Below are 17,550 nucleotides of genomic sequence, written 5' to 3'. Positions count from 1 at the left end.
GCTCAGGACCGGCTGGACTGGCGCCAGGCGTGCTGCTGCAGCGATTCGAGGGTGACGAACTGCAGCGCGCTTTCATGGGTGGCCTCCAGCACCACGGGCGGGGCCACGCCGGCCTCCAGTGCCTCGCGCCAGCGCAGCGCGCACAGGCACCAGCGGTCGCCCGGCTTGAGCCCGGTGAATCGGTATTCGGGGCGGGGGGTGCTGAGGTCATTGCCCACGCTCAGCGAGAAGGCCAGGAAGTCGGCCGTCACACGGGCACAGATCAGGTGGCTGCCGGCATCGCTGGCGTCGGTCTGGCAGCAGCCGTCACGGAAATAACCGGTCAAGGGGTCGTAGGAGCAGGCCATCAGCTCCGTGCCCAGCACGTTTTTCGCAGGAGACAAGGTGGTCATGGGGAAACTGCGCCAGGGCGCCAGATTGCAAAGCCCTCAGTGTGCGACAAGCTGCTTTGCACTTTGTGAAATATGAACAAAAACCCCGCCTGCCCCAAGTGCATCAGGCGCGCGCGCGGCGGGCCTGCGCCCCCACCTCGCGCAGCAGGTCGGCCAGGGTCTTGCCGGCTTCATCGCGAAAGCGCTCGTCCAGGCGTTCGAGCTGCGTCATCCGGTCCAGCCGGAAGCTGCGGAAGGCCTGCCGGGTTTCGCACCAGGCCGCCAGCGTCCAGACCTGGCCCCAGAAAAAGCAGCCCAGGGGGCGCAGCGTGCGCTCGCTGTGCTCGTCCGACAGCGCGTGGTAGCGCAGCCGCACCTTGTGGCGCGTCTGGGCCGCCTCGCGCAGTTGCTGCAGGTGCTGCTGCACCTGGGGGTCCTGCCCCAGGGTGGGGGCGTAGACGGCCTGCGACTCGGCCGCTGCGCGGGCGCCGGCCGGCAGCACCGACAGGATCTTGCCCAGGGCCTGCTCGGCCTCGCGCGCCAGCGCCGGGTCGAACCAGGCCTGGGCCAGACGCACCGCCGCCAGCAGGGCCCCGGCCTCGGCCTGGGTGAACATCAGGGGCGGCAACTCAAAGCCCGCGCCCATGCGGTAGCCCACGCCGGCCTCGCCCTCGATGGGCACGCCCTGGTGCTGCAGGTCGGCCACGTCGCGGTAGATGGTGCGCTCGGACACCTCCAGCCGCTCGGCCAGGAAGGCGGCCGTGCTGAGGCGGCGCCCGCGGATCAGCTGGACGATGTGGAACAGGCGGTCGGCGCGGCGCATGGGTGTGGGTGGAGTCGGTTGACAGGGGCGGAGGATCAGGGCCAGGCGGGCCGGGCCCCGGATCGGCGATGATGCCAGTTCCATCCCTGCCCGGAAGCGCCCCCATGAAAACCGCCCTGATCGTGATCGATGTGCAACAAGCCCTGTGCGAGGGCGAAGGCGCCGTCTGGCAGGCCCCGGCCCTGATCGATCGCATCAACGCTCTGACGGCGCGGGCCCGGCAGGCCGGGGTGCCGGTGCTGTTCGTGCAGCACGAAAGCCCGGGCAGCCCCCTGGCGCACGGCTCGCGCGGCTGGCAGCTGGCCGACGGGCTGCACACCACCGCGCTGGACCTGCGGGTGGGCAAGAGCACCGCCGACTCGTTCCATGGCACCGGGCTCAAGCTGCGCCTGGACGCGCTGGGCATCGAGGCCCTGGTGCTGTGCGGCATGCACACCGAGTTCTGCGTGGACACCACGGCCCGGCGCGCCCTGGCCCTGGGCTACCCGGTGACGCTGCCGGCCGATGGCCATGGCTCGGCCGGCAATGCCGCGCTGAGCGCGGAGCAGGTGGTGACGCACCACAACATCACGCTGAGCCAGATCACCAGCTTCGGGCCCCGGGTGCGGGTGCTGGCCAGCGCCGACATCGACTTTTCGGCCTGAAGGGCTCAGACCGGCCCCGCCACGCCCATGGCGCGGGCGATCAGGCCCATGTCGTGGGCGCTGAGCTCGAACAGGCCGAAGCGGAACCGCGCCCCCCAGCGCTGGCGGTCTTCGACGAACTCGAAGTGGTCCAGCAAGGGATGAATGGGCACTTCGCGGGCTTGTTGCAGGTAGTGCACATCGCGCCGGAAGGGCACAAAGCCGCCGCCCATGTCGAAGGCATAAGGCAGCCCTGGCGCCACCCGGCCGATCGAGACCAGGCTTTGCAGCCGGTCGGAGCCGCCCATGCGGGTGCTGGGCGCGTAATAGGCCACCCAGTCACCGGGCTGCAGGCGCGCCAGCGGGCCGCGCTTGCCGTGGCAGACCTGCATGAAGCCCTGCGGGGCCTGGTCGCGCCCGCGGCGGGCATGCTCGGCGCTGGCCACGGCCATCCAGTGGCGCGGCGGGCGGGTCGGTGGCGAGGGATCGTCCGGGAACAGTGACAAGGCCTGCATGGCGTGCCCCGGCTCAGCGCTGCACGCTGTGCAGGCCCACCAGGTTGCCCTCGGTATCGTGCACATGGGCGATGAAGCCGATGCCGTGCGGCAGCTCGATGCAGGCATCGATCACCTGGCCGCCGGCCGCCGCCACACGGGCCACGGCCGCGCCCAGCGAGGGGGCGCAATCCAGGTAAGGGCGCACCCCGGCGCCGGGGGCCACAGGGCGGCCGGCCACCAGGCAGCCGCCCGGGGCGGGCTTGTCGTGGCAGAACACGGCCATGGGGCCGCCGCCAAAGTCTTCGCGGTGCATGGGGCGGGCCAGCACGGCCTGATAGAAGGCCTGGGCGCGGTCCAGCTCGGCGCAGGGGATCTCGAACCAGGTGATCGCGTGGCGGCTGGGGGTGGCAGTGGAGGTGTTCATGGTCTTGTCCTTCAAGAAAGTGGGTGAAGGACGCCATGGTGCGGGGGGGCTGCTGACAACGGGGTGTCAGCAGCCTGCGGCGCGGGGCCGCAGCGGGCCGGCTCAGGCGGCGGGGGTTTCGGGCAGCTCGGACGCTGCGGGCACGTCGTCAGCCACCTCAGGCGGGGCCACCTCGGCCGCTGCGGAGGCAGCAGCAGCGGCAGCGGCATCGGCCGCCAGTTGGCGGCGGCGCTGGGCGCGCTCCACGGTGCGGGCGGCGTCGCGCGGGTCAAAGCCGTACATGTCGGCAAAGGCCTGCACGGTCTGGCCGCTGGCTTCGAAGGCGCGCAGGCGGGCCTCGTCGCGGGCGGCGGCTTCGGCGGCCTCGGCCAGGGCTTCGTCGAGCACGGCGTTGGCGGCTTCGTCACGGCCGATCACACGGGCCGCATAGGCTTCGGAGCTCAGGCCCGAGGCCTCGAAGGCCTGCACGATGCGCCGGCGCAGCTTGGGGCGCAGGTCTTCGGCGCCCGGGCGCTGCTGGCGGCGGCGGAACACCTCCAGCAAGGCGTGGTGCACGTGCTCAGGCGCCATGGCCTCGACCGGCTGGCCCTGCAGGTCATGGCGCTGCTGACCTGCGGCCACGGCCGTCAGGTAGCGGCTGGAGCGGGTGTGCAGGGCCAGCGCGGCCTTCAGGGCTTCGCGCTCGAACACCTCGGGGTGGGCGTCCTGCAGGTCCTGGAAGATGCCGCGCTTGAGCGGCAGCGGCTGCTCGCCGAACAGGGCCGGGTACAGCGCGGCCAGTTGATCGAGCACCGGGTGGCTGCGCGCCGGACGGGCGGGCTTGGGCGACTGGGGGGCTGCAGCGCTGCGCTCGGCACGCTCGGCGCCGGGCTGGCGCTGCGGGCGGCGGCCACCATCACGGCCACCATCGCGACCATTTTGGCGGCCTCCGTCACGACCACCGCGGCCAGCGGCTGGCGGCTGGGCGGCAAGGGCCGTGCCCTCCCCCCCCTCGGGGCGCGAGCGCCCACGGCCACCACGTCGGCCGCGTCGCGCGCCGCGCTCGGTCGGGGTGCCAGCCTCGCCAGCGGGTTCCTGCGCGGTGACGGCACCGGTCGGAACGTCGGATGCGGCGGCCTGCGGCAACGCCGACGCGGCATCGGCCAAGGGAGGTACGCCAGCGGTTTCGGACACGGATTCAGTCATGACAGAACGGATTTCGCAAAAGGGACAAACCCGCCATCATGCCAGCCCTTGGCCGGCTCAGGCTTGCAAGGCCTCATCGAGCACCTCCACCCAATGCTTGACCGGCGTCGCCGTGCCGCTTTGCAGGTGGGTGATGCAACCGATGTTGGCGCTGACGATGACCTCGGGCTGCAGGGCCTCCAGGTGGCCCACCTTGCGGTCGCGCAACTCGTAGGCGATGTCGGGGTTGAGCACCGAATACGTGCCGGCCGAGCCGCAGCACAGATGGGCCTCGTTGCGCGCCACCTGCACGGTGAAGCCCAGCTCGCCCAGGTGGGTCTCGACGCCGCCGCGCAGCTTCTGGCCGTGCTGCAGGGTGCAAGGCGGGTGGAAGGCCACCACGCCCTGGGGGGCGCTTTTCAGGCGCGGCTTGAGCAGGGGCACCAGATCGGGCAGCAGCTCGCTCAGATCGCGGGTCTTGGCACTCACCAGGGCGGCCTTCTCGGCGTAGGCCGGGTCGTCACGCAGCAGGTGGCCATAATCCTTGATGGTGGCACCGCAACCCGAGGCATTGATCACCAGTGCCTCGACCTGGTCGCTGCTGAGCAGGGGCCACCAGGCGTCGATGTTGGCGCGCATCTGGCCCAGGCCGCCGCTCTGGTCGTTGAGGTGGAACTTGACCGCCCCGCAGCAGCCGGCCTGGGGCGCGGTGACGCATTCGATGCCGGCCGCATCGAGCACCCGGGCGGTGGCGCTGTTGATGTTGGGCGACAGGGCCGGTTGCACGCAGCCGGCCAGGGTGAGCACCTTGCGGGCATGGCTGGCGCTGGGCCAGCGGCCCGCCGACTGGGGCAGCGGCACCTTGGCACGCAGCGTGGGCGGCAGGGCCCCGCGCACCATCTGGCCCAGCTTGAGGGCGGGGGCGAACAAGGGCGAGGGCAGGCCTTCCTTGAGCAGCCAGCGCACGGCCTTCTCAGAAGCGGGGCGGGGCACCTGCTCATCCACGATCTGGCGCCCGATGTCCACCAGGTGGCCGTACTGCACGCCGCTGGGGCAGGTGCTTTCGCAGTTGCGGCAGGTCAGGCAGCGGTCCAGGTGCATCTGGGTCTTGCGGGTGGGGGCCTCGCCCTCGAGCACCTGCTTGATCAGGTAGATGCGGCCGCGCGGCCCGTCGAGCTCATCGCCCAGCAACTGGTAGGTGGGGCAGGTGGCGGTGCAAAAGCCGCAGTGCACGCATTTGCGCAAAATGGCCTCGGCCTCACGGCCGGCCGCGCTGTCCTGGTACTGGGGGGCGAGATGGGTTTGCATGGTTGAAAGCGAAGGTGAAATGCGTCACGGCGGCCAGCCGCCTGGATGGATCTGTCGGGTCGGTCAGGTGGGTGGAGTCAATCGGCAGCCGGCTCGCGTTCGAGCATGCGTCCCAGGCGCCGCAGATCGCCCAACAGCGGCGGCAGCGACAGGGACAGCAGCAGCGTGGCCAGGGGCAGCACCCAGATGAAGCCGATGTGCTTGAAGCCGGCCGCCCCCACGATGCCGCCCACGGTGAACAGGCCCAGCAGCGAGGCAAACAGCTTGAGCCGCGCACGGTTGGCGCGCACCTGGGGGGTGGCACCGGTGGCGGCACCGTTCCAGTAGAGCATCTTGCCCAGTTCGATGCCCAGGTCGGTGACGATGCCGGTCATGTGCGTGGTGCGGATCTGGGCCGAGGAGATCTTGGTCACCAGGGCATTCTGCAGGCCCATGATGAAGGCCAGCAACAGCACGGTGAAGGGCACGGCAAACGGGGTCTGGCGATTGAAGGTGCTGCCGATCAGGCCGAACAGCAGCATCAGCACGGCCTCCAGCAGCAAGGGCAGCGCATAGCCACTGCGCAGATGATGCACCCGCCCCCAGTTGACCAGCACCGCCGTCAGGGCCGCACCCGCCGTGAAGGACAGCAAGGCACCGCAGGCCGAGGCCACCAGCAGCACATTGCCCAGCACCAGGTTGTCGGCCAGCATGGACACAAAGCCCGACATGTGCGAGGTGTACATGCCCACCACCAGAAAGCCGCCGGCGTTGATGGCGCCGGCATTGAAGGCCAGCAAAAAGCCCAGCAGCCGGTTGGTGGCCGGGGTGCGGTGCAGGCCGGTGAGGTGTCGCAGGCGGCGCATGGGCAGGCGGCGGTCGAGGCGCTGATGCGGGCTTACCAGCCGCGGTACAGCCGGCCGTGGCCGAACACGCCGGCCGGGTCGAACTGCTGCTTGAGGCCGCGCTGGATGCGATCGAGTGCGGGCGACAGGGGCGTGAACACGTCGAGCGCGGCATCGGGCCCACGAAAGCGGGTGGCATGCCCGCCCACGCTGACCGCGTGGTGGCGCAGCCGCTTGGCCTGCTCGGACGGCGCGTGCAGCCAGCGCTGGGCGCCGCCCCACTCGATCAGGGTGGGGCCCAGTTGCAGGGGCACCGCGGTGTCGGGCACCGCCAGGCGCCACAGGCTGAAATCGGCCTGGGGCTGGAAGAAGGGGTGGGTCTGCTCGCGCAGCGACTGCCAGAAGGCCTGCGCCGGCTCGGGCGCCAACAGCTCGCCACCCAGGCGCTGGCAGGCGGCCTGCACCGCCGCTTGGGCGCCGCGCAGCCGCAGGTGGAGCACGCCGGCCAGCCAGCACGAGGCGTTCACGGGCAGGGGCTGGCCCCCCCAGGCATTGAGGCGGGCCAGCGCGGTGGGCTCGTCGAATTCAAAGCGCAGCGTGGCCTCGGCCACCGGTACCGGCAGCACCTTGAGCGAGACCGAGGTGATCAGCCCCAGCGTGCCCAGCGAGCCCGCCAGCAGGCGCGAGACGTCGTAGCCGGCCACGTTCTTCATGACCTGGCCGCCAAAGGTGAGGTGCTCGGCGCGGCCGTTGACCAGCTCCAACCCCAGCACGTAATCACGCACATTGCCCACGGCGGCCCGGGCCGGGCCGGCCAGGCCGGCGGCCACCATGCCGCCCACCGTGGCGCCGGGGCCGAAATGCGGGGGCTCGAAGGGCAGGCATTGGCCCTGGGCCGCCAGCGCGGCCTCCAGCTCGACCAGCGGGGTGCCGGCACCGGCGGTGATCACCAGCTCACTGGGTTCGTAGGCACTGATGCCCGACAGGCTGCGGGTGTCCAGGACCTGCCCGTGCAGGCTCTGGCCATAGAAATCCTTGGTGCCACCCCCGCGGATGCGCAAGGGCGTGGCAGCGGCGGCGGCGGCGCGAATGCGCTCGATGAGGGTTTGCAAGGCGGTCTCCATGGGCGCAAATGGTACGCCCAGGGCCCGACCGGTGCGATAGGCGGCCCCGTGATTTTTTTGAACGCCCGGCATGCAGAAAATTGAGCCAGGGCAATTTCAGGCCACCCTGGCGGGCCCGGACGACCGACCCGCCAGGGCTGGAGCCAGGCCGGCGCTCAGCCCTCGGCGAAGAAATTCACCGGCAGGCCCGGCACATCGACCCGGGCCGCGAGCACACGGCCGTTGTCGGGCCAGCGCTCGGCCTCGGCCGCCGGGCGGCCGTTGGACGCGGTGGTCACATACAGGGTGCGGCCATCATCGCCCCCGAAGCAGGGCATGGTGGGGCAGCGGGCCGGCAGCGGCACCTCGGCCAGCAGCTCGCCCGCGGGCGAGAACTTGAGCAGGCGACCCCCTTCGAACTGGGCGCTCCAGTAGTTGCCCTCCACATCGACTGCGGCGCCGTCAGGGCGGCCGCCATAGGCGGCTGCAGCGGCCATGTCGTCGGACCGGAAGCCCTCGGGCTTGGGGGGCAGCTGGGCAAACAGGCGGTGCCGCCGCAGGGCACCGCTGGTGGGGTCGAAGGTCCAGGCGTCGATGCGGTGGTCCTGGGTGTCGGCCCAGTACAGGGTGCGGCCATCGGGCGACCAGGCCAGCCCGTTGGACACCACGTTGTTGATGGCCCGCAAGGCCAGCGTGGGCTTGCCGCCCTCGCGGGCATCGACGCTGAACAGCTCGCCCAGGCGGCGGTCGCGGGGCTCATAGATGGTGCCGGCCCAGAAGCGGCCCTGCGGGTCGCAGCGGCCGTCATTGAAGCGGGTGGTGCGCGGGTCGTGGCTGAAGCCGGCGAGGCGCTGCAGCGCGCCACCCCAGTCGCGGGCCCGGTACACGCCATCACGCAGCGCCAGCACCAGGCCGCCAGCGCGGGCCGGCGCCACACAGCCGGGCTCGCTGGGCAGGGCCCAGTGCTCGATGTGGCCGGTGAAGACGTTGCAGCGCAGCAGTTCGCGCCCGGGGATGTCGACCCAGTACAGCATCTGCTCGTGCGGGTGCCAGAACGGCGACTCCCCGAGTTTGCTGCGCTCGGGGCTGATGGCCTGCCAGTTCAGGTGGAGGGTGGTGCTCATGCGGGGTCTCCTTCGTCATGGCTGATTTCAATGCTCATCTGCAGGGTCAGCGACTCGCCAGGGGCCAGCGTGCGCACCCCGAGCTCGGCCGGGGCGCGGCCCTGCGCGTGCTGCAGGTTGATGGCGTTGTTGGCATGGCTGACCGGCTCGATGGCCACGCTGTCTCGTTGAGGCTGGGTGCACACCACCAGGTAGGGGGTGTTGCTGCGAACGCGCACGGTCATGACCGGATCGCGCAGGGTGACCAGGCCGCTCCAGCCCTCGAAACAGTGGTCCAGGTCCAGCAGTTTGGCATCGGCGTGCAGCCCGGTGGATGGGGTGCGGTGGGTGGGCAGCTTGTCGGGGCCCATTTCCCAGCGAGCGGTGGCCTCGAAGGCCAGGTGGGCGCCGGCGCGCTTGACGAACCAGGGGTGCCAGCCCAGGCCCGCGGGCACGGGGTGGGGCGACTGGTTGGTCATGCCGAGCGTCAGCTCCAGGGTGTTGCCGCGCAGGCGCAGGGTCTGGGAGGCGTCAAAGGCAAAGGGCCAGGCGCCATCGGCGGCATGCTCGAAGGCCATGAGCAGGTGCTCGGGGCCCTGCTCCAGCACCTGCCACGGGGCCTGCCAGCCCACGCCGTGGATGGCGTGTGGCTCGGGCGCGTTGTTGTTCACCAGGGGATGGCCGGTGCCCTGCCAGTGCAGCACGGCATGGCCGATGCGGTTGGAATACGGCACCAGCGGGTAGCTGCCGGATTGGCGCGCCTGGGCCAGGCCCTCGGGTGGCGGCAGGCGCAGCACGGGCTCACCTCGCCACCACAGACCGGCCAGGCAGCCGCCCAGGTCGGGGCGCACCGCACAACGCAGATCACCGCCGGCGGCGGTGTTGTCCAGGATCAGGGCGGGGGCATGGGGCATGGCATTCACCTTGGCGGCCGAGGCAGCGAAAAACGGAACCCCGGATTGTGCCCTCGGCCCGCCATGCCCCGCACAAAAAAAAGGGCCCGCCGAAGCGGGCCCAATATCCAAGGGAGACTCTCAATGAAAAAAACCTCGGAGGGGTCGCAGGGCAGCTACGGCCCCTCCGGCATGGCCTTTAACGGTTGTAAGCCGTTTCGCCGTGCGAGGTGATGTCCAGACCTTCGCGCTCGTCTTCTTCGCTGACGCGCAGGCCGATGGTCAGGTCGACCACCTTGTAGGACACGAACGAGACCACGCCCGACCAGACCACGGTGACCAGGACAGCCTTGGTCTGGATCCAGACTTGGGAAGCGATGGAGTAGTCAGCAGCGGTGATGCCGGTGGCCGTGACCCAGTCAGCCACGAAGCCGGGGCCGCCCAGGGAAGGCGAGTTGAACACGCCGGTCAGGATGGCACCCAGGATGCCGCCCACGCCGTGCACGCCGAACACGTCCAGGGTGTCGTCAGCGCCGAGGATCTTCTTCAGACCGGTCACGCCCCACAGGCAGACGAAGCCAGCCAGCAGGCCGATCACCAGGGCACCGCCGATACCGACGTTGCCGGCAGCCGGGGTGATGGCCACCAGGCCGGCGACGGCACCAGAAGCAGCACCCAGCATCGAGGCCTTGCCCTTGTGCAGGGCTTCACCCACGGACCAGGCCAGCACGGCGGCGGCGGTGGCACCAAAGGTGTTGATGAAGGCCAGGGCGGCGAAACCGTTGGCTTCCAGAGCGGAGCCGGCGTTGAAGCCGAACCAGCCCACCCACAGCAGCGAGGCGCCGACCATGGTCAGGGTCAGGCTGTGAGGCGCCATCGATTCCTTGCCGTAGCCGATGCGCTTGCCGACCATGAAAGCACCCACCAGGCCAGCCACAGCGGCGTTGATGTGCACCACGGTACCGCCGGCGAAGTCCAGCGCGCCCCATTGCCAGATCATGCCGGCCTTGCCGTTCATGGCATCCACAACGTCCTTGCCGGTGTAGGCGTCCGGGCCCATCCAGAACCAGACCATGTGGGCGATCGGTGCGTAGCTGAAGGTGAACCACAGCACCATGAACATCAGCACGGCGGAGAACTTGATGCGCTCAGCGAAGGCGCCCACGATCAGCGTGCAGGTGATGCCGGCGAAGGTGGCCTGGAAGGCGGCAAACACGATTTCAGGAATCACGACACCCTTGCTGAAGGTGGCGGCATTCACGAAAGTGCCTGCGGCGTTGTCCCAGATGCCCTTCATGAACAGCCGGTCGAAGCCGCCGATGAAGGAGCCGCCCTCGGTGAAGGCCAGGCTGTAGCCGTAGATGAACCACAGCACGACGATCAGCGAGAACGTGACCATCACCTGCATCAGCACGGACAGCATGTTCTTGCTGCGCACCAGGCCGCCGTAGAACAGGGCCAGGCCGGGCACGGTCATCAGGATCACCAGCAGGGTGGAGACCATCATCCAGGCGGTGTCGCCCTTGTTGGGAACCGGCTGCGGTGCAGCGGCAGCAGCGGCGTCGGCCGGTGCGGCGGCAGCGGCAGCAGGCGCTGCGGCATCGGCCGGCTTGGCGTCAGCGGCCTTGGCCTCGGCAGCAGGCGCTGCAGCGGCCGGTGCTTCGGCAGCAGGCGCTGCGGGGGTCTGAGCCAGCACGGCGCCGCCGGCAAACATCAGACTGAAACCCAGTGCAATCGTTGCGAATAGCTTTTTCATGGTTGTGACTTTCTTTCGGACGTGACCGAGGGCTCGTTTACAGGGCCTCTTTACCGGTCTCGCCGGTACGGATGCGGACCACCTGCTCGAGGTCGTACACAAAGATCTTCCCGTCGCCGATCTTGCCGGTGCGGGCTGCGGACTCGACAGCTTCGATGACGCGTTCGACCAGGTCGTCGGCCACAGCCGCTTCGATCTTCACCTTGGGCAGGAAGTCGACGACATATTCGGCGCCGCGGTAGAGCTCGGTGTGGCCCTTCTGGCGACCGAAGCCCTTCACTTCCGTGACGGTGATGCCTTGCACACCCATGGCGGACAGTGCTTCACGCACTTCGTCCAGCTTGAAGGGTTTGATGATGGCAGTTACGAGTTTCATGCGTTCTCCTAGGGGCCAGGGCCGCTGATCAGAAGTTGTACTTGACGCTCAGGACCACACCGTCACGACCGAGGTTCTTGTTGGACGGGGACACATAAGCGCCGCTCTTGGCGTCCGTACCGAGCACGGCGCCCGACACGACGAAACCATTGCCCAGGTCCTTGTTCAGGGTCAGGGCGTAATCGGTGTAGCTGTACAGACCGTTGTTCTTGACCAGTTGACGGCCCACGTGAGGCACCAGGCTCAGGCCATTGCCCAGGTCGAAGGTGGCCGACACGTCGAGGTAGCCGCTGTTCTTGCTGTTGGGGGTGCCGAACAGATCAGACACGCTGTGCGAATACTTGGCGGTGACCACGCTGTAGGTCAGGGCGCCATAGATTTCATCGGTGTTGGCATTGACGCCAGACACGTTCTTGTAGCTGTTGCCCACGTATTCGTAGCGCAGGTAGCCCACGTCGTAGGCCACATCCTTGACCACTTCACCGCGGTAGCCGCCGTACAGGTCGAGCTCGACCGGGCCCTTGGCATTGACGCCGGCCACGGTGCCGCCGTCCTTGATCCACTTGATGGTGGAAGCCCAGGCACCGACGTAGAAGCCGCTGGTGTGGGTGAAATCGACGCCGCCTTGCACAGCCGGCAGGAAGCGCGACTGCGAAATGCCGCGGTAGCGGTATTCGGAGGCCAGGCTGGCATTGAAGGCCAGCGTGTTTTCAGGTGCGGCGGCCGGAGCTTCAGCCGGGGCAGCAGTCTGGGCAAACGAGGACGAGGCAGCCAGGGTCAGAGCAGCCAGGATCATTGTTTTTTTGACGTCGAATTTCACGGAGTTCTCCTGTTAAAAAAAATCATCGGGTTGACGCTGCACTTATGCAGGTTGTGTGCCAACTTTTACCGCCCTTTGCGCAAATCCCCGTTGCCACCAGCGGAACGCCCAGGAAGAGCGCACTGTTTTTTGTTTCAAACTTGTTAGAGAAGCACCTAATTGGTGCAAACACGTGCAGCCTACGCCGATCGGCCTCCCAATGCACTCTTCTGGTGACCAGATGAACAGGAGCGCATGAAAATGGGTCTTTCTTTGGTGCAAAGCCGTGTTTTGCTCGGTTTCGAGGCCTTGCCGGTGACCGTTGAGGTGCATCTGGCCAACGGCCTGCCCAGCTTCACCCTGGTGGGCTTGGCCGAGGTCGAGGTCAAGGAGGCGCGCGAGCGCGTGCGCTCGGCGCTGCAGAACGCCGGTCTGGAGTTCCCGCACAACAAGCGCATCACCGTCAATCTGGCGCCGGCCGACCTGCCCAAGGATTCGGGCCGCTTTGACCTGCCCATCGCCCTGGGCCTGCTGGCGGCCAGCGAACAGATCGACCCGGCCCGCCTGGCTGGCCACGAGTTCGCGGGCGAGTTGTCGCTGTCTGGCGAGCTGCGCCCGGTCAGCGGGGCACTGGCCATGAGCCTGGCCCTGCACCGCCAGGGCGGCCAGCCGGTGCAACTGGTGCTGCCCCCCGGCAGCGCCGAAGAGGCCGCCCTGGTGCCCGACATGCCAGTCTGGCGCGCCAACCACCTGCTGGATGTGGTGCAGGCCTTTGCCTGGACACCCAGCGAAGGCCCGGCAGCTGATCCCGAACCTGGCACCGGCCTGGTGCGGGTGCATGCGCCCGCCCGCAGCCCGGCCTTCACCGGCCCGGACCTCAGCGAGGTGCGGGGCCAGGCCGCCGCCAAGCGCGCACTGGAAATCGCCGCAGCCGGCCACCACAGCCTGCTGATGAGCGGCCCACCGGGCTCGGGCAAGTCGATGCTGGCCCAGCGTTTTGCCGGCCTGCTGCCCGAGATGAGCCTGGACGAGGCCCTGGAAAGCGCGGCCGTGGCCAGCCTGGAGGGGCGCTTCAACATCAGCGACTGGGGCCGGCGCCCCACCCGCCAGCCGCACCACACGGCCAGCGCCGTGGCCCTGGTGGGGGGTGGCTCGCCGCCGCGCCCCGGCGAAATCTCGCTGGCGCACCACGGCGTGCTGTTCCTCGATGAGATGCCCGAATTTCCCCGTGCCGCCCTCGAGGCCCTGCGCGAGCCGCTGGAAACCGGCGAAATCACCATCTCTCGGGCCGGGCGACGGGCCAACTTCCCGGCCCGCTTCTTATTACTGGGTGCGATGAACCCCTGCCCCTGCGGCTACCACGGCTCGACCGTGCGCGCCTGCCGCTGCTCGCCCGAGCAGATCGCGCGCTACCAGGGCCGGCTCAGCGGCCCCCTGCTCGACCGCATCGACCTGCACCTGGAGGTGACGGCCGTGCCGGCCCTGGAGTTGCTGCCCGGCATGAGCCCCCCCTCACCCACATCACCCACATCACCCAGCCCGCTCACCACCGACAGCGCCGAGCTGCGCGAGCGTGTGGCGCGCGCCCGGGCCCGCGCCCTGCGGCGCCAGGGCGGCCCCAACCGCGATCTGCAAGGCCAGGCCCTGGACAAGCACCTGCAGCTGGGCGAGGGCGTGGCCGGCCTGCTGCAGGCCATGAGCCGCCAATGGGCCTGGTCGGCCCGCGGCGTGCACCGGGTGCTGCGCGTGGCCCGCAGCGTGGCCGACCTGGCCGACTCGGACACCGTGCAGGCCGAACACCTGGCCGAAGCCGCGCAGTACCGGCCCCTGGTGGTGCGGCGCTGAGGCGCCGGGCACCACGCCCTCGAACTTCTTCCACAACGGCCTGAATCACAGGGTGGCCCTGAGCCTCCCGCAGGTGATGTTGGCCAAGCGGGCATAGGGCACAGTGACTCCTGCACCAATGGCAGGATGCTGAGCGGCACCTTTAGCCCACGCTTGAACTCCGGGGGTCACGTCTTGCCTTTTGCCCCACGGAATGCCCTCTCCCGCCCTCCCAACACGGCGAAAGTCCTGGATATCACAAAGCCCTTGCGAATCGAGCAGGCGCTGCCCCATAACCGTCCGTGCTGTCCATCGCCAAGCCCCGCCTAGCTACGTCACCGACATGGCCAACGATGACCTGGCCGAGATAGAGCGGGCGCTTTGCAAAGTGCTGGGGGTCAGAACGCCCAGCCCGGCCCGCGCCTGAGAACGTGTCCAGATCGACGCAAACCGCACGGAACGCCGGCTTCAGCGCCGTGCCGCCGGCAGATCGCTGTCGGTCAAGGTGCGCAAGAAAGCCACCAGATCGCGCACATCGGCCTCGCTGAGGCGGGCCCGACCGCCAGGGTCGGTGCCGAAGGGGGCCTCGGTGTTCACATTGGATGGGTACTTGGCCGGCAGATCGTCGTACTTTTTGACGCGGCCATCGCGACCGCGCGGGAAGACCCGCTCAGGCCGGGTGTCGCGCTCGGCATAGAAGCGCACCGCATCCTCCAGCCGGTGGTAGACCCCGTTGTGGAAAAAGGCCTGGCGCACGGCCACGTTGCGCAGGCTGGGGGTCTTGAACAGACCACAGTACTCGGGGTGGTCCTTCAGGTCGGTGCGCAGGGGGCCGCAGAGGCCCAGGTCGAACCAGGCCGGATCGGCATTGGCAGTGATGGCCTTGTTGCGCGGCACGCCCAGCGCGATCAGGCCGTGGTCGGTGAACTCGGGAAAGGCGCCGCGCTTGACCGCGCCCGGGTGGCACTGCAGGCAATTGCCTTTGTTGGGGTCATTGAACACCGCCATGCCACGGCGCTCGGCCGCATTGAGCTGCGCCTGGCCGCGCAAAAAGGCGTCGTAACGGCTGTTGTAGGGGTAGAAATCAGCCGGGCTCTGCTGGAACACCTCCAGCGCCCAGAGCAGGCCTTTCCAGGCCGTGTCGGGCTGGCTCAGCGCCTGGGGCCCGAAGGTGGTGCGAAAAGCACCGGCGCTGGGCGAGGCCGCCAGCCGTGCAATCACGTCCGCCGGGCTGCGATTGGCCATCTCCAGCGGCGACAGCAAGGGCATCTCGGCCTGCTCATGCGCCGAATTGGCGCGCCCGTCCCAGGTGCGCCCCCCGGTGGGGCCCTGGTCGATGCTGTCGTTGCCATCGCTGTCATTGAAATGCTCGCTGAAAGGCGGCGTGGCCTGCCGGTAACGCAATGAAGGCACGGCACGCAAGCCCTGCAGGCGCCCATCGGGCCCGCCCAACTGCACCGACAAGGCATTGGCCGGCCCGTACGCATGTTGCGGGCTGTGGCACGAGGCACAGCTCATGCGGCCCGAGGCCGACAGCGCCGGCTCGTTGAACAGGCGCCGCCCCAGCTCGGTCAGCTCCGCCGGCTTGGGCTGGCGCTCGAAGCGGGTGGCATAGAAGGGCTGGGCGGGTTGCGCCGGTTGAGCGGGCGGTGGCGACCCGGCCCACACCGGGCCGGCCACCACACACCACGACAGCACGGCGGCAGAAAAAGCAGAAGACAGACGACTCACGGGCGCGGCTTTCAACATCAGAGGCCGCCCTTGTACCGCCGCCTGATGGCAATGCGATGACAGCCCGGCACCTGACCGTCTACCGGGTCGAGCACCCATGCTTCGATTGCAAAGACTGGGTAAAGAAAAGCCTGATCGGAGGTATGTAAACGGTCTGTCACAGCGGCTCGGAACACTGGCTTGCCCATCTTTCCAACCACCGGGATCACTCCACCATGAAAAACCGTCCCTCGCTGAAAGGCCTTGCTGTCTTTCCCCTGACCGTGCTGGCCGCCCTCGCGCTGAGCGCCTGCAACGACGACAGCGTCGACACCACCACTGCCTTGCGCTCCAAGGTGAAGAACGTGGTCGTCATCTATGCCGAAAACCGCTCGTTCGACGGCCTGTATGGCAACTTCCCTGGCGCCAACGGCATCAGCAGCCTGTACGACGCCAATGGCAAGCTGACCTCGGCCTACGTGCCGCAAAAAGACCGCAACGGCAACGTGCTGGCCACCCTGCCCCAGACCTGGGGCGGTGTGACCGCCGGCGGCGTGACCCCGGTGGTGACCCAGGCGCAAAGCGCAGGCCTGCCCAACGCCCCGTTCTCGATCGAAACCGCCTTCCAGGCCGCCTCGAACGCCGTGCTGACCACGGCCACCGTGACACGTGACCTGTACCACCGCTTCTTCGAGAACCAGATGCAGATCAACGGCGGCGCCAACGACATGTTTGCCGCCTGGTCCGACGCGGGCGGCCTGACCATGGGCCGTTTCGACACCAGCGGCAGCGCCATGTACAAGCTGGCCCAGCAATACGTGCTGGCCGACAACTTCTTCCAGGGCGCCTTCGGTGGCTCCTTCCTGAACCACCAGTACCTGGTGTGCGCCTGCGCCCCCGAGTACCCGAACGCCGACACCGCCGCCGCCGCCCCCACCATCGCGGTGCTGAACAAGGACGCCAGCGGCAAGTACACCTCCACGCTGACCACCAAGTCGACCAGCCCAGCCTCGGCCCTGGACGGCGCGCCCAGCTATGTGCTGAGCGGCAACATCACGCCCGCCAACTACTTTGGTGACGGCAAGTTCTACGCCGTGAACACCATGCAACCGGCCTACCAGCCCAGCGGCAACGCCCCCGCCAACGTGACCGGCAGCAACGCCCTGTACGCCAACGCCACCAAGGCCACCACCCTGCCGCCGCAGACCGCCACGAACATCGGCGACCTGCTGGATGCCAAGAACGTGAGCTGGAAGTGGTACAGCGGCGCCTGGAACAGCGCCCTGGCCGACGGTGTGCAAGACCCGACCGCCCCCCGCTCGGTGATCTACGCCGGCAACAGCTTTGGCGTGGCCACCACGGCCAACATGGACTTCCAGCCGCACCACCAGCCCTTCAACTACTACGCCAAGGCCGACCCGGTGACCGGCGCCGCCTACCGCACCAACCACCTGAAGGACTACAACGACCTGGTGGCCGACGCCGCCGCCGGCACCCTGCCCGCCGTGACCTTCTACAAGCCCGAAGGCCTGTACAACCAACACCCGGGCTACGCCAACATCAAGGACGCCGACAGCAAGATCGCCGACCTGATCACCAAACTGCAGGCCAGCCCGCAGTGGAACAACATGGTGGTGGTGGTGACCTATGACGAGTTCGGCGGCACCTGGGACCACGTGGCCCCGCCCAAGGGCGACCTGATCGGCCCCGGCACCCGCATCCCGGCCCTGGTGATCTCGCCCCTGGCCAAGAAGGGCACCGTGGACCACACCCAGTACGACACCGCCTCGGTGCTGCGCCTGATCACCCGCACCTTCGGCCTGGACACCCTGCCCGGCCTGGCCTCGCGCGACGCCGCCCTGAAGGCCAATGGCGCCTCCGTCATGGGTGACCTGACGAATGCGCTGCAGCTGAACTGATCGGCTCGCGGCTCTCGCCTGCAAAGGGCCGGC

The 17,550-nt window shown here is 68.7% G+C and carries 17 protein-coding genes; 3 read left to right on the top strand and 14 right to left on the bottom strand.

Features of this window, described 5'->3' with window-relative positions; all coding sequences use genetic code 11:
* Nucleotides 1-2: 2 nt before the first annotated feature.
* Complete coding sequence (locus tag L880_RS0106545) at nt 3-392, bottom strand: DUF2237 family protein (protein WP_211245280.1); 390 nt, start codon at nt 390-392, stop codon at nt 3-5.
* A 103-nt stretch (nt 393-495) separates the two neighbouring features.
* Nucleotides 496-1,194 carry a helix-turn-helix transcriptional regulator gene (locus L880_RS0106540; protein ID WP_027474989.1) on the bottom strand — a complete coding sequence of 233 codons (699 nt, stop codon included), beginning with the start codon at nt 1,192-1,194 and terminating at the stop codon, nt 496-498.
* 104 nt (nt 1,195-1,298) lie between these two features.
* On the opposite strand from L880_RS0106540, the gene L880_RS0106535 reads away from it, so the two are divergent.
* On the top strand, nt 1,299-1,838 hold the full coding sequence (locus tag L880_RS0106535) for a cysteine hydrolase family protein (RefSeq protein ID WP_027474988.1): 540 nt from the start codon (nt 1,299-1,301) through the stop codon (nt 1,836-1,838).
* A 5-nt stretch (nt 1,839-1,843) separates the two neighbouring features.
* On the opposite strand, the gene L880_RS0106530 is transcribed toward L880_RS0106535, so the two are convergent.
* The 11 genes from L880_RS0106530 to L880_RS0106480 all read right to left on the bottom strand — a co-directional run bounded on the left by L880_RS0106530 (nt 1,844) and on the right by L880_RS0106480 (nt 12,085).
* The gene (locus L880_RS0106530) at nt 1,844-2,332 is read right to left on the bottom strand and encodes an EVE domain-containing protein (protein WP_051443116.1); all 489 of its coding nucleotides are present in this window, start codon (nt 2,330-2,332) and stop codon (nt 1,844-1,846) included.
* 13 nt (nt 2,333-2,345) lie between these two features.
* The gene (locus L880_RS0106525; protein ID WP_027474986.1) at nt 2,346-2,738 is read right to left on the bottom strand and encodes a VOC family protein; all 393 of its coding nucleotides are present in this window, start codon (nt 2,736-2,738) and stop codon (nt 2,346-2,348) included.
* Nucleotides 2,739-2,840: 102 nt separating this feature from the next.
* On the bottom strand, nt 2,841-3,923 hold the full coding sequence (locus L880_RS0106520) for a ProQ/FinO family protein (protein ID WP_027474985.1): 1,083 nt from the start codon (nt 3,921-3,923) through the stop codon (nt 2,841-2,843).
* A 57-nt stretch (nt 3,924-3,980) separates the two neighbouring features.
* Nucleotides 3,981-5,210 (bottom strand): glycolate oxidase subunit GlcF, encoded by a 1,230-nt coding sequence (glcF, locus tag L880_RS0106515; RefSeq protein ID WP_027474984.1) that lies wholly within the window; start codon nt 5,208-5,210, stop codon nt 3,981-3,983.
* 77 nt (nt 5,211-5,287) lie between these two features.
* Nucleotides 5,288-6,055, bottom strand: a complete 768-nt coding sequence (locus L880_RS0106510; RefSeq protein ID WP_027474983.1) for a YoaK family protein — start codon at nt 6,053-6,055, stop codon at nt 5,288-5,290.
* A gap of 32 nt (nt 6,056-6,087) precedes the next feature.
* Entirely contained in the window at nt 6,088-7,158 is a 1,071-nt protein-coding gene (glcE, locus tag L880_RS0106505; RefSeq protein ID WP_027474982.1) for a glycolate oxidase subunit GlcE, read from the bottom strand.
* 155 nt (nt 7,159-7,313) lie between these two features.
* Nucleotides 7,314-8,261, bottom strand: coding sequence for an SMP-30/gluconolactonase/LRE family protein (locus tag L880_RS0106500; protein WP_051443115.1), 948 nt, complete (start codon nt 8,259-8,261; stop codon nt 7,314-7,316).
* On the bottom strand, nt 8,258-9,154 hold the full coding sequence (locus L880_RS0106495; protein ID WP_051443114.1) for an aldose 1-epimerase: 897 nt from the start codon (nt 9,152-9,154) through the stop codon (nt 8,258-8,260). Before L880_RS0106495 ends, L880_RS0106500 begins: the two co-directional genes overlap by 4 nt.
* Nucleotides 9,155-9,332: 178 nt before the next feature.
* Complete coding sequence (locus tag L880_RS0106490; protein ID WP_027474979.1) at nt 9,333-10,889, bottom strand: ammonium transporter; 1,557 nt, start codon at nt 10,887-10,889, stop codon at nt 9,333-9,335.
* 37 nt (nt 10,890-10,926) lie between these two features.
* On the bottom strand, nt 10,927-11,265 hold the full coding sequence (glnK, locus tag L880_RS0106485; protein WP_019573583.1) for a P-II family nitrogen regulator: 339 nt from the start codon (nt 11,263-11,265) through the stop codon (nt 10,927-10,929).
* A 28-nt stretch (nt 11,266-11,293) separates the two neighbouring features.
* A complete protein-coding gene (locus tag L880_RS0106480; RefSeq protein ID WP_027474978.1) occupies nt 11,294-12,085 on the bottom strand; it encodes a TorF family putative porin in 792 nt (263 codons plus the stop codon).
* A 240-nt stretch (nt 12,086-12,325) separates the two neighbouring features.
* Between L880_RS0106480 and L880_RS0106475 the strand changes: the two genes are divergently transcribed.
* Nucleotides 12,326-13,909 (top strand): YifB family Mg chelatase-like AAA ATPase, encoded by a 1,584-nt coding sequence (locus L880_RS0106475; protein WP_027474977.1) that lies wholly within the window; start codon nt 12,326-12,328, stop codon nt 13,907-13,909.
* Between the two features lie 447 nt (nt 13,910-14,356).
* On the opposite strand, the gene L880_RS0106470 is transcribed toward L880_RS0106475, so the two are convergent.
* On the bottom strand, nt 14,357-15,619 hold the full coding sequence (locus tag L880_RS0106470; protein WP_425389171.1) for a cytochrome-c peroxidase: 1,263 nt from the start codon (nt 15,617-15,619) through the stop codon (nt 14,357-14,359).
* A gap of 215 nt (nt 15,620-15,834) precedes the next feature.
* Between L880_RS0106470 and acpA the strand changes: the two genes are divergently transcribed.
* Nucleotides 15,835-17,517, top strand: coding sequence for an acid phosphatase (acpA, locus tag L880_RS0106465; protein WP_027474975.1), 1,683 nt, complete (start codon nt 15,835-15,837; stop codon nt 17,515-17,517).
* Nucleotides 17,518-17,550: the final 33 nt, after the last annotated feature.

It is taken from the genome of Curvibacter gracilis ATCC BAA-807, from assembly GCF_000518645.1.
Taxonomy (GTDB): domain Bacteria; phylum Pseudomonadota; class Gammaproteobacteria; order Burkholderiales; family Burkholderiaceae_C; genus Curvibacter; species Curvibacter gracilis.
Note: the sequence above shows the minus strand (reverse complement) of the source record. Positions and strands in the feature narration are given on the sequence as shown.

Coding starts and splice junctions, on each gene's coding strand:
- L880_RS0106540 (WP_027474989.1), bottom strand. CDS start 1,194: ATGCGCCGCGCCGACCGCCTGTTCCACATCGTCCAGCTGATCCGCGGG.
- L880_RS0106510 (WP_027474983.1), bottom strand. CDS start 6,055: ATGCGCCGCCTGCGACACCTCACCGGCCTGCACCGCACCCCGGCCACC.
- L880_RS0106530 (WP_051443116.1), bottom strand. CDS start 2,332: ATGCAGGCCTTGTCACTGTTCCCGGACGATCCCTCGCCACCGACCCGC.
- glcF (WP_027474984.1), bottom strand. CDS start 5,210: ATGCAAACCCATCTCGCCCCCCAGTACCAGGACAGCGCGGCCGGCCGT.
- L880_RS0106525 (WP_027474986.1), bottom strand. CDS start 2,738: ATGAACACCTCCACTGCCACCCCCAGCCGCCACGCGATCACCTGGTTC.
- glnK (WP_019573583.1), bottom strand. CDS start 11,265: ATGAAACTCGTAACTGCCATCATCAAACCCTTCAAGCTGGACGAAGTG.
- L880_RS0106535 (WP_027474988.1), top strand. CDS start 1,299: ATGAAAACCGCCCTGATCGTGATCGATGTGCAACAAGCCCTGTGCGAG.
- glcE (WP_027474982.1), bottom strand. CDS start 7,158: ATGGAGACCGCCTTGCAAACCCTCATCGAGCGCATTCGCGCCGCCGCC.
- acpA (WP_027474975.1), top strand. CDS start 15,835: ATGAAAAACCGTCCCTCGCTGAAAGGCCTTGCTGTCTTTCCCCTGACC.
- L880_RS0106490 (WP_027474979.1), bottom strand. CDS start 10,889: ATGAAAAAGCTATTCGCAACGATTGCACTGGGTTTCAGTCTGATGTTT.
- L880_RS0106475 (WP_027474977.1), top strand. CDS start 12,326: ATGGGTCTTTCTTTGGTGCAAAGCCGTGTTTTGCTCGGTTTCGAGGCC.
- L880_RS0106520 (WP_027474985.1), bottom strand. CDS start 3,923: ATGACTGAATCCGTGTCCGAAACCGCTGGCGTACCTCCCTTGGCCGAT.
- L880_RS0106545 (WP_211245280.1), bottom strand. CDS start 392: ATGACCACCTTGTCTCCTGCGAAAAACGTGCTGGGCACGGAGCTGATG.
- L880_RS0106495 (WP_051443114.1), bottom strand. CDS start 9,154: ATGCCCCATGCCCCCGCCCTGATCCTGGACAACACCGCCGCCGGCGGT.
- L880_RS0106500 (WP_051443115.1), bottom strand. CDS start 8,261: ATGAGCACCACCCTCCACCTGAACTGGCAGGCCATCAGCCCCGAGCGC.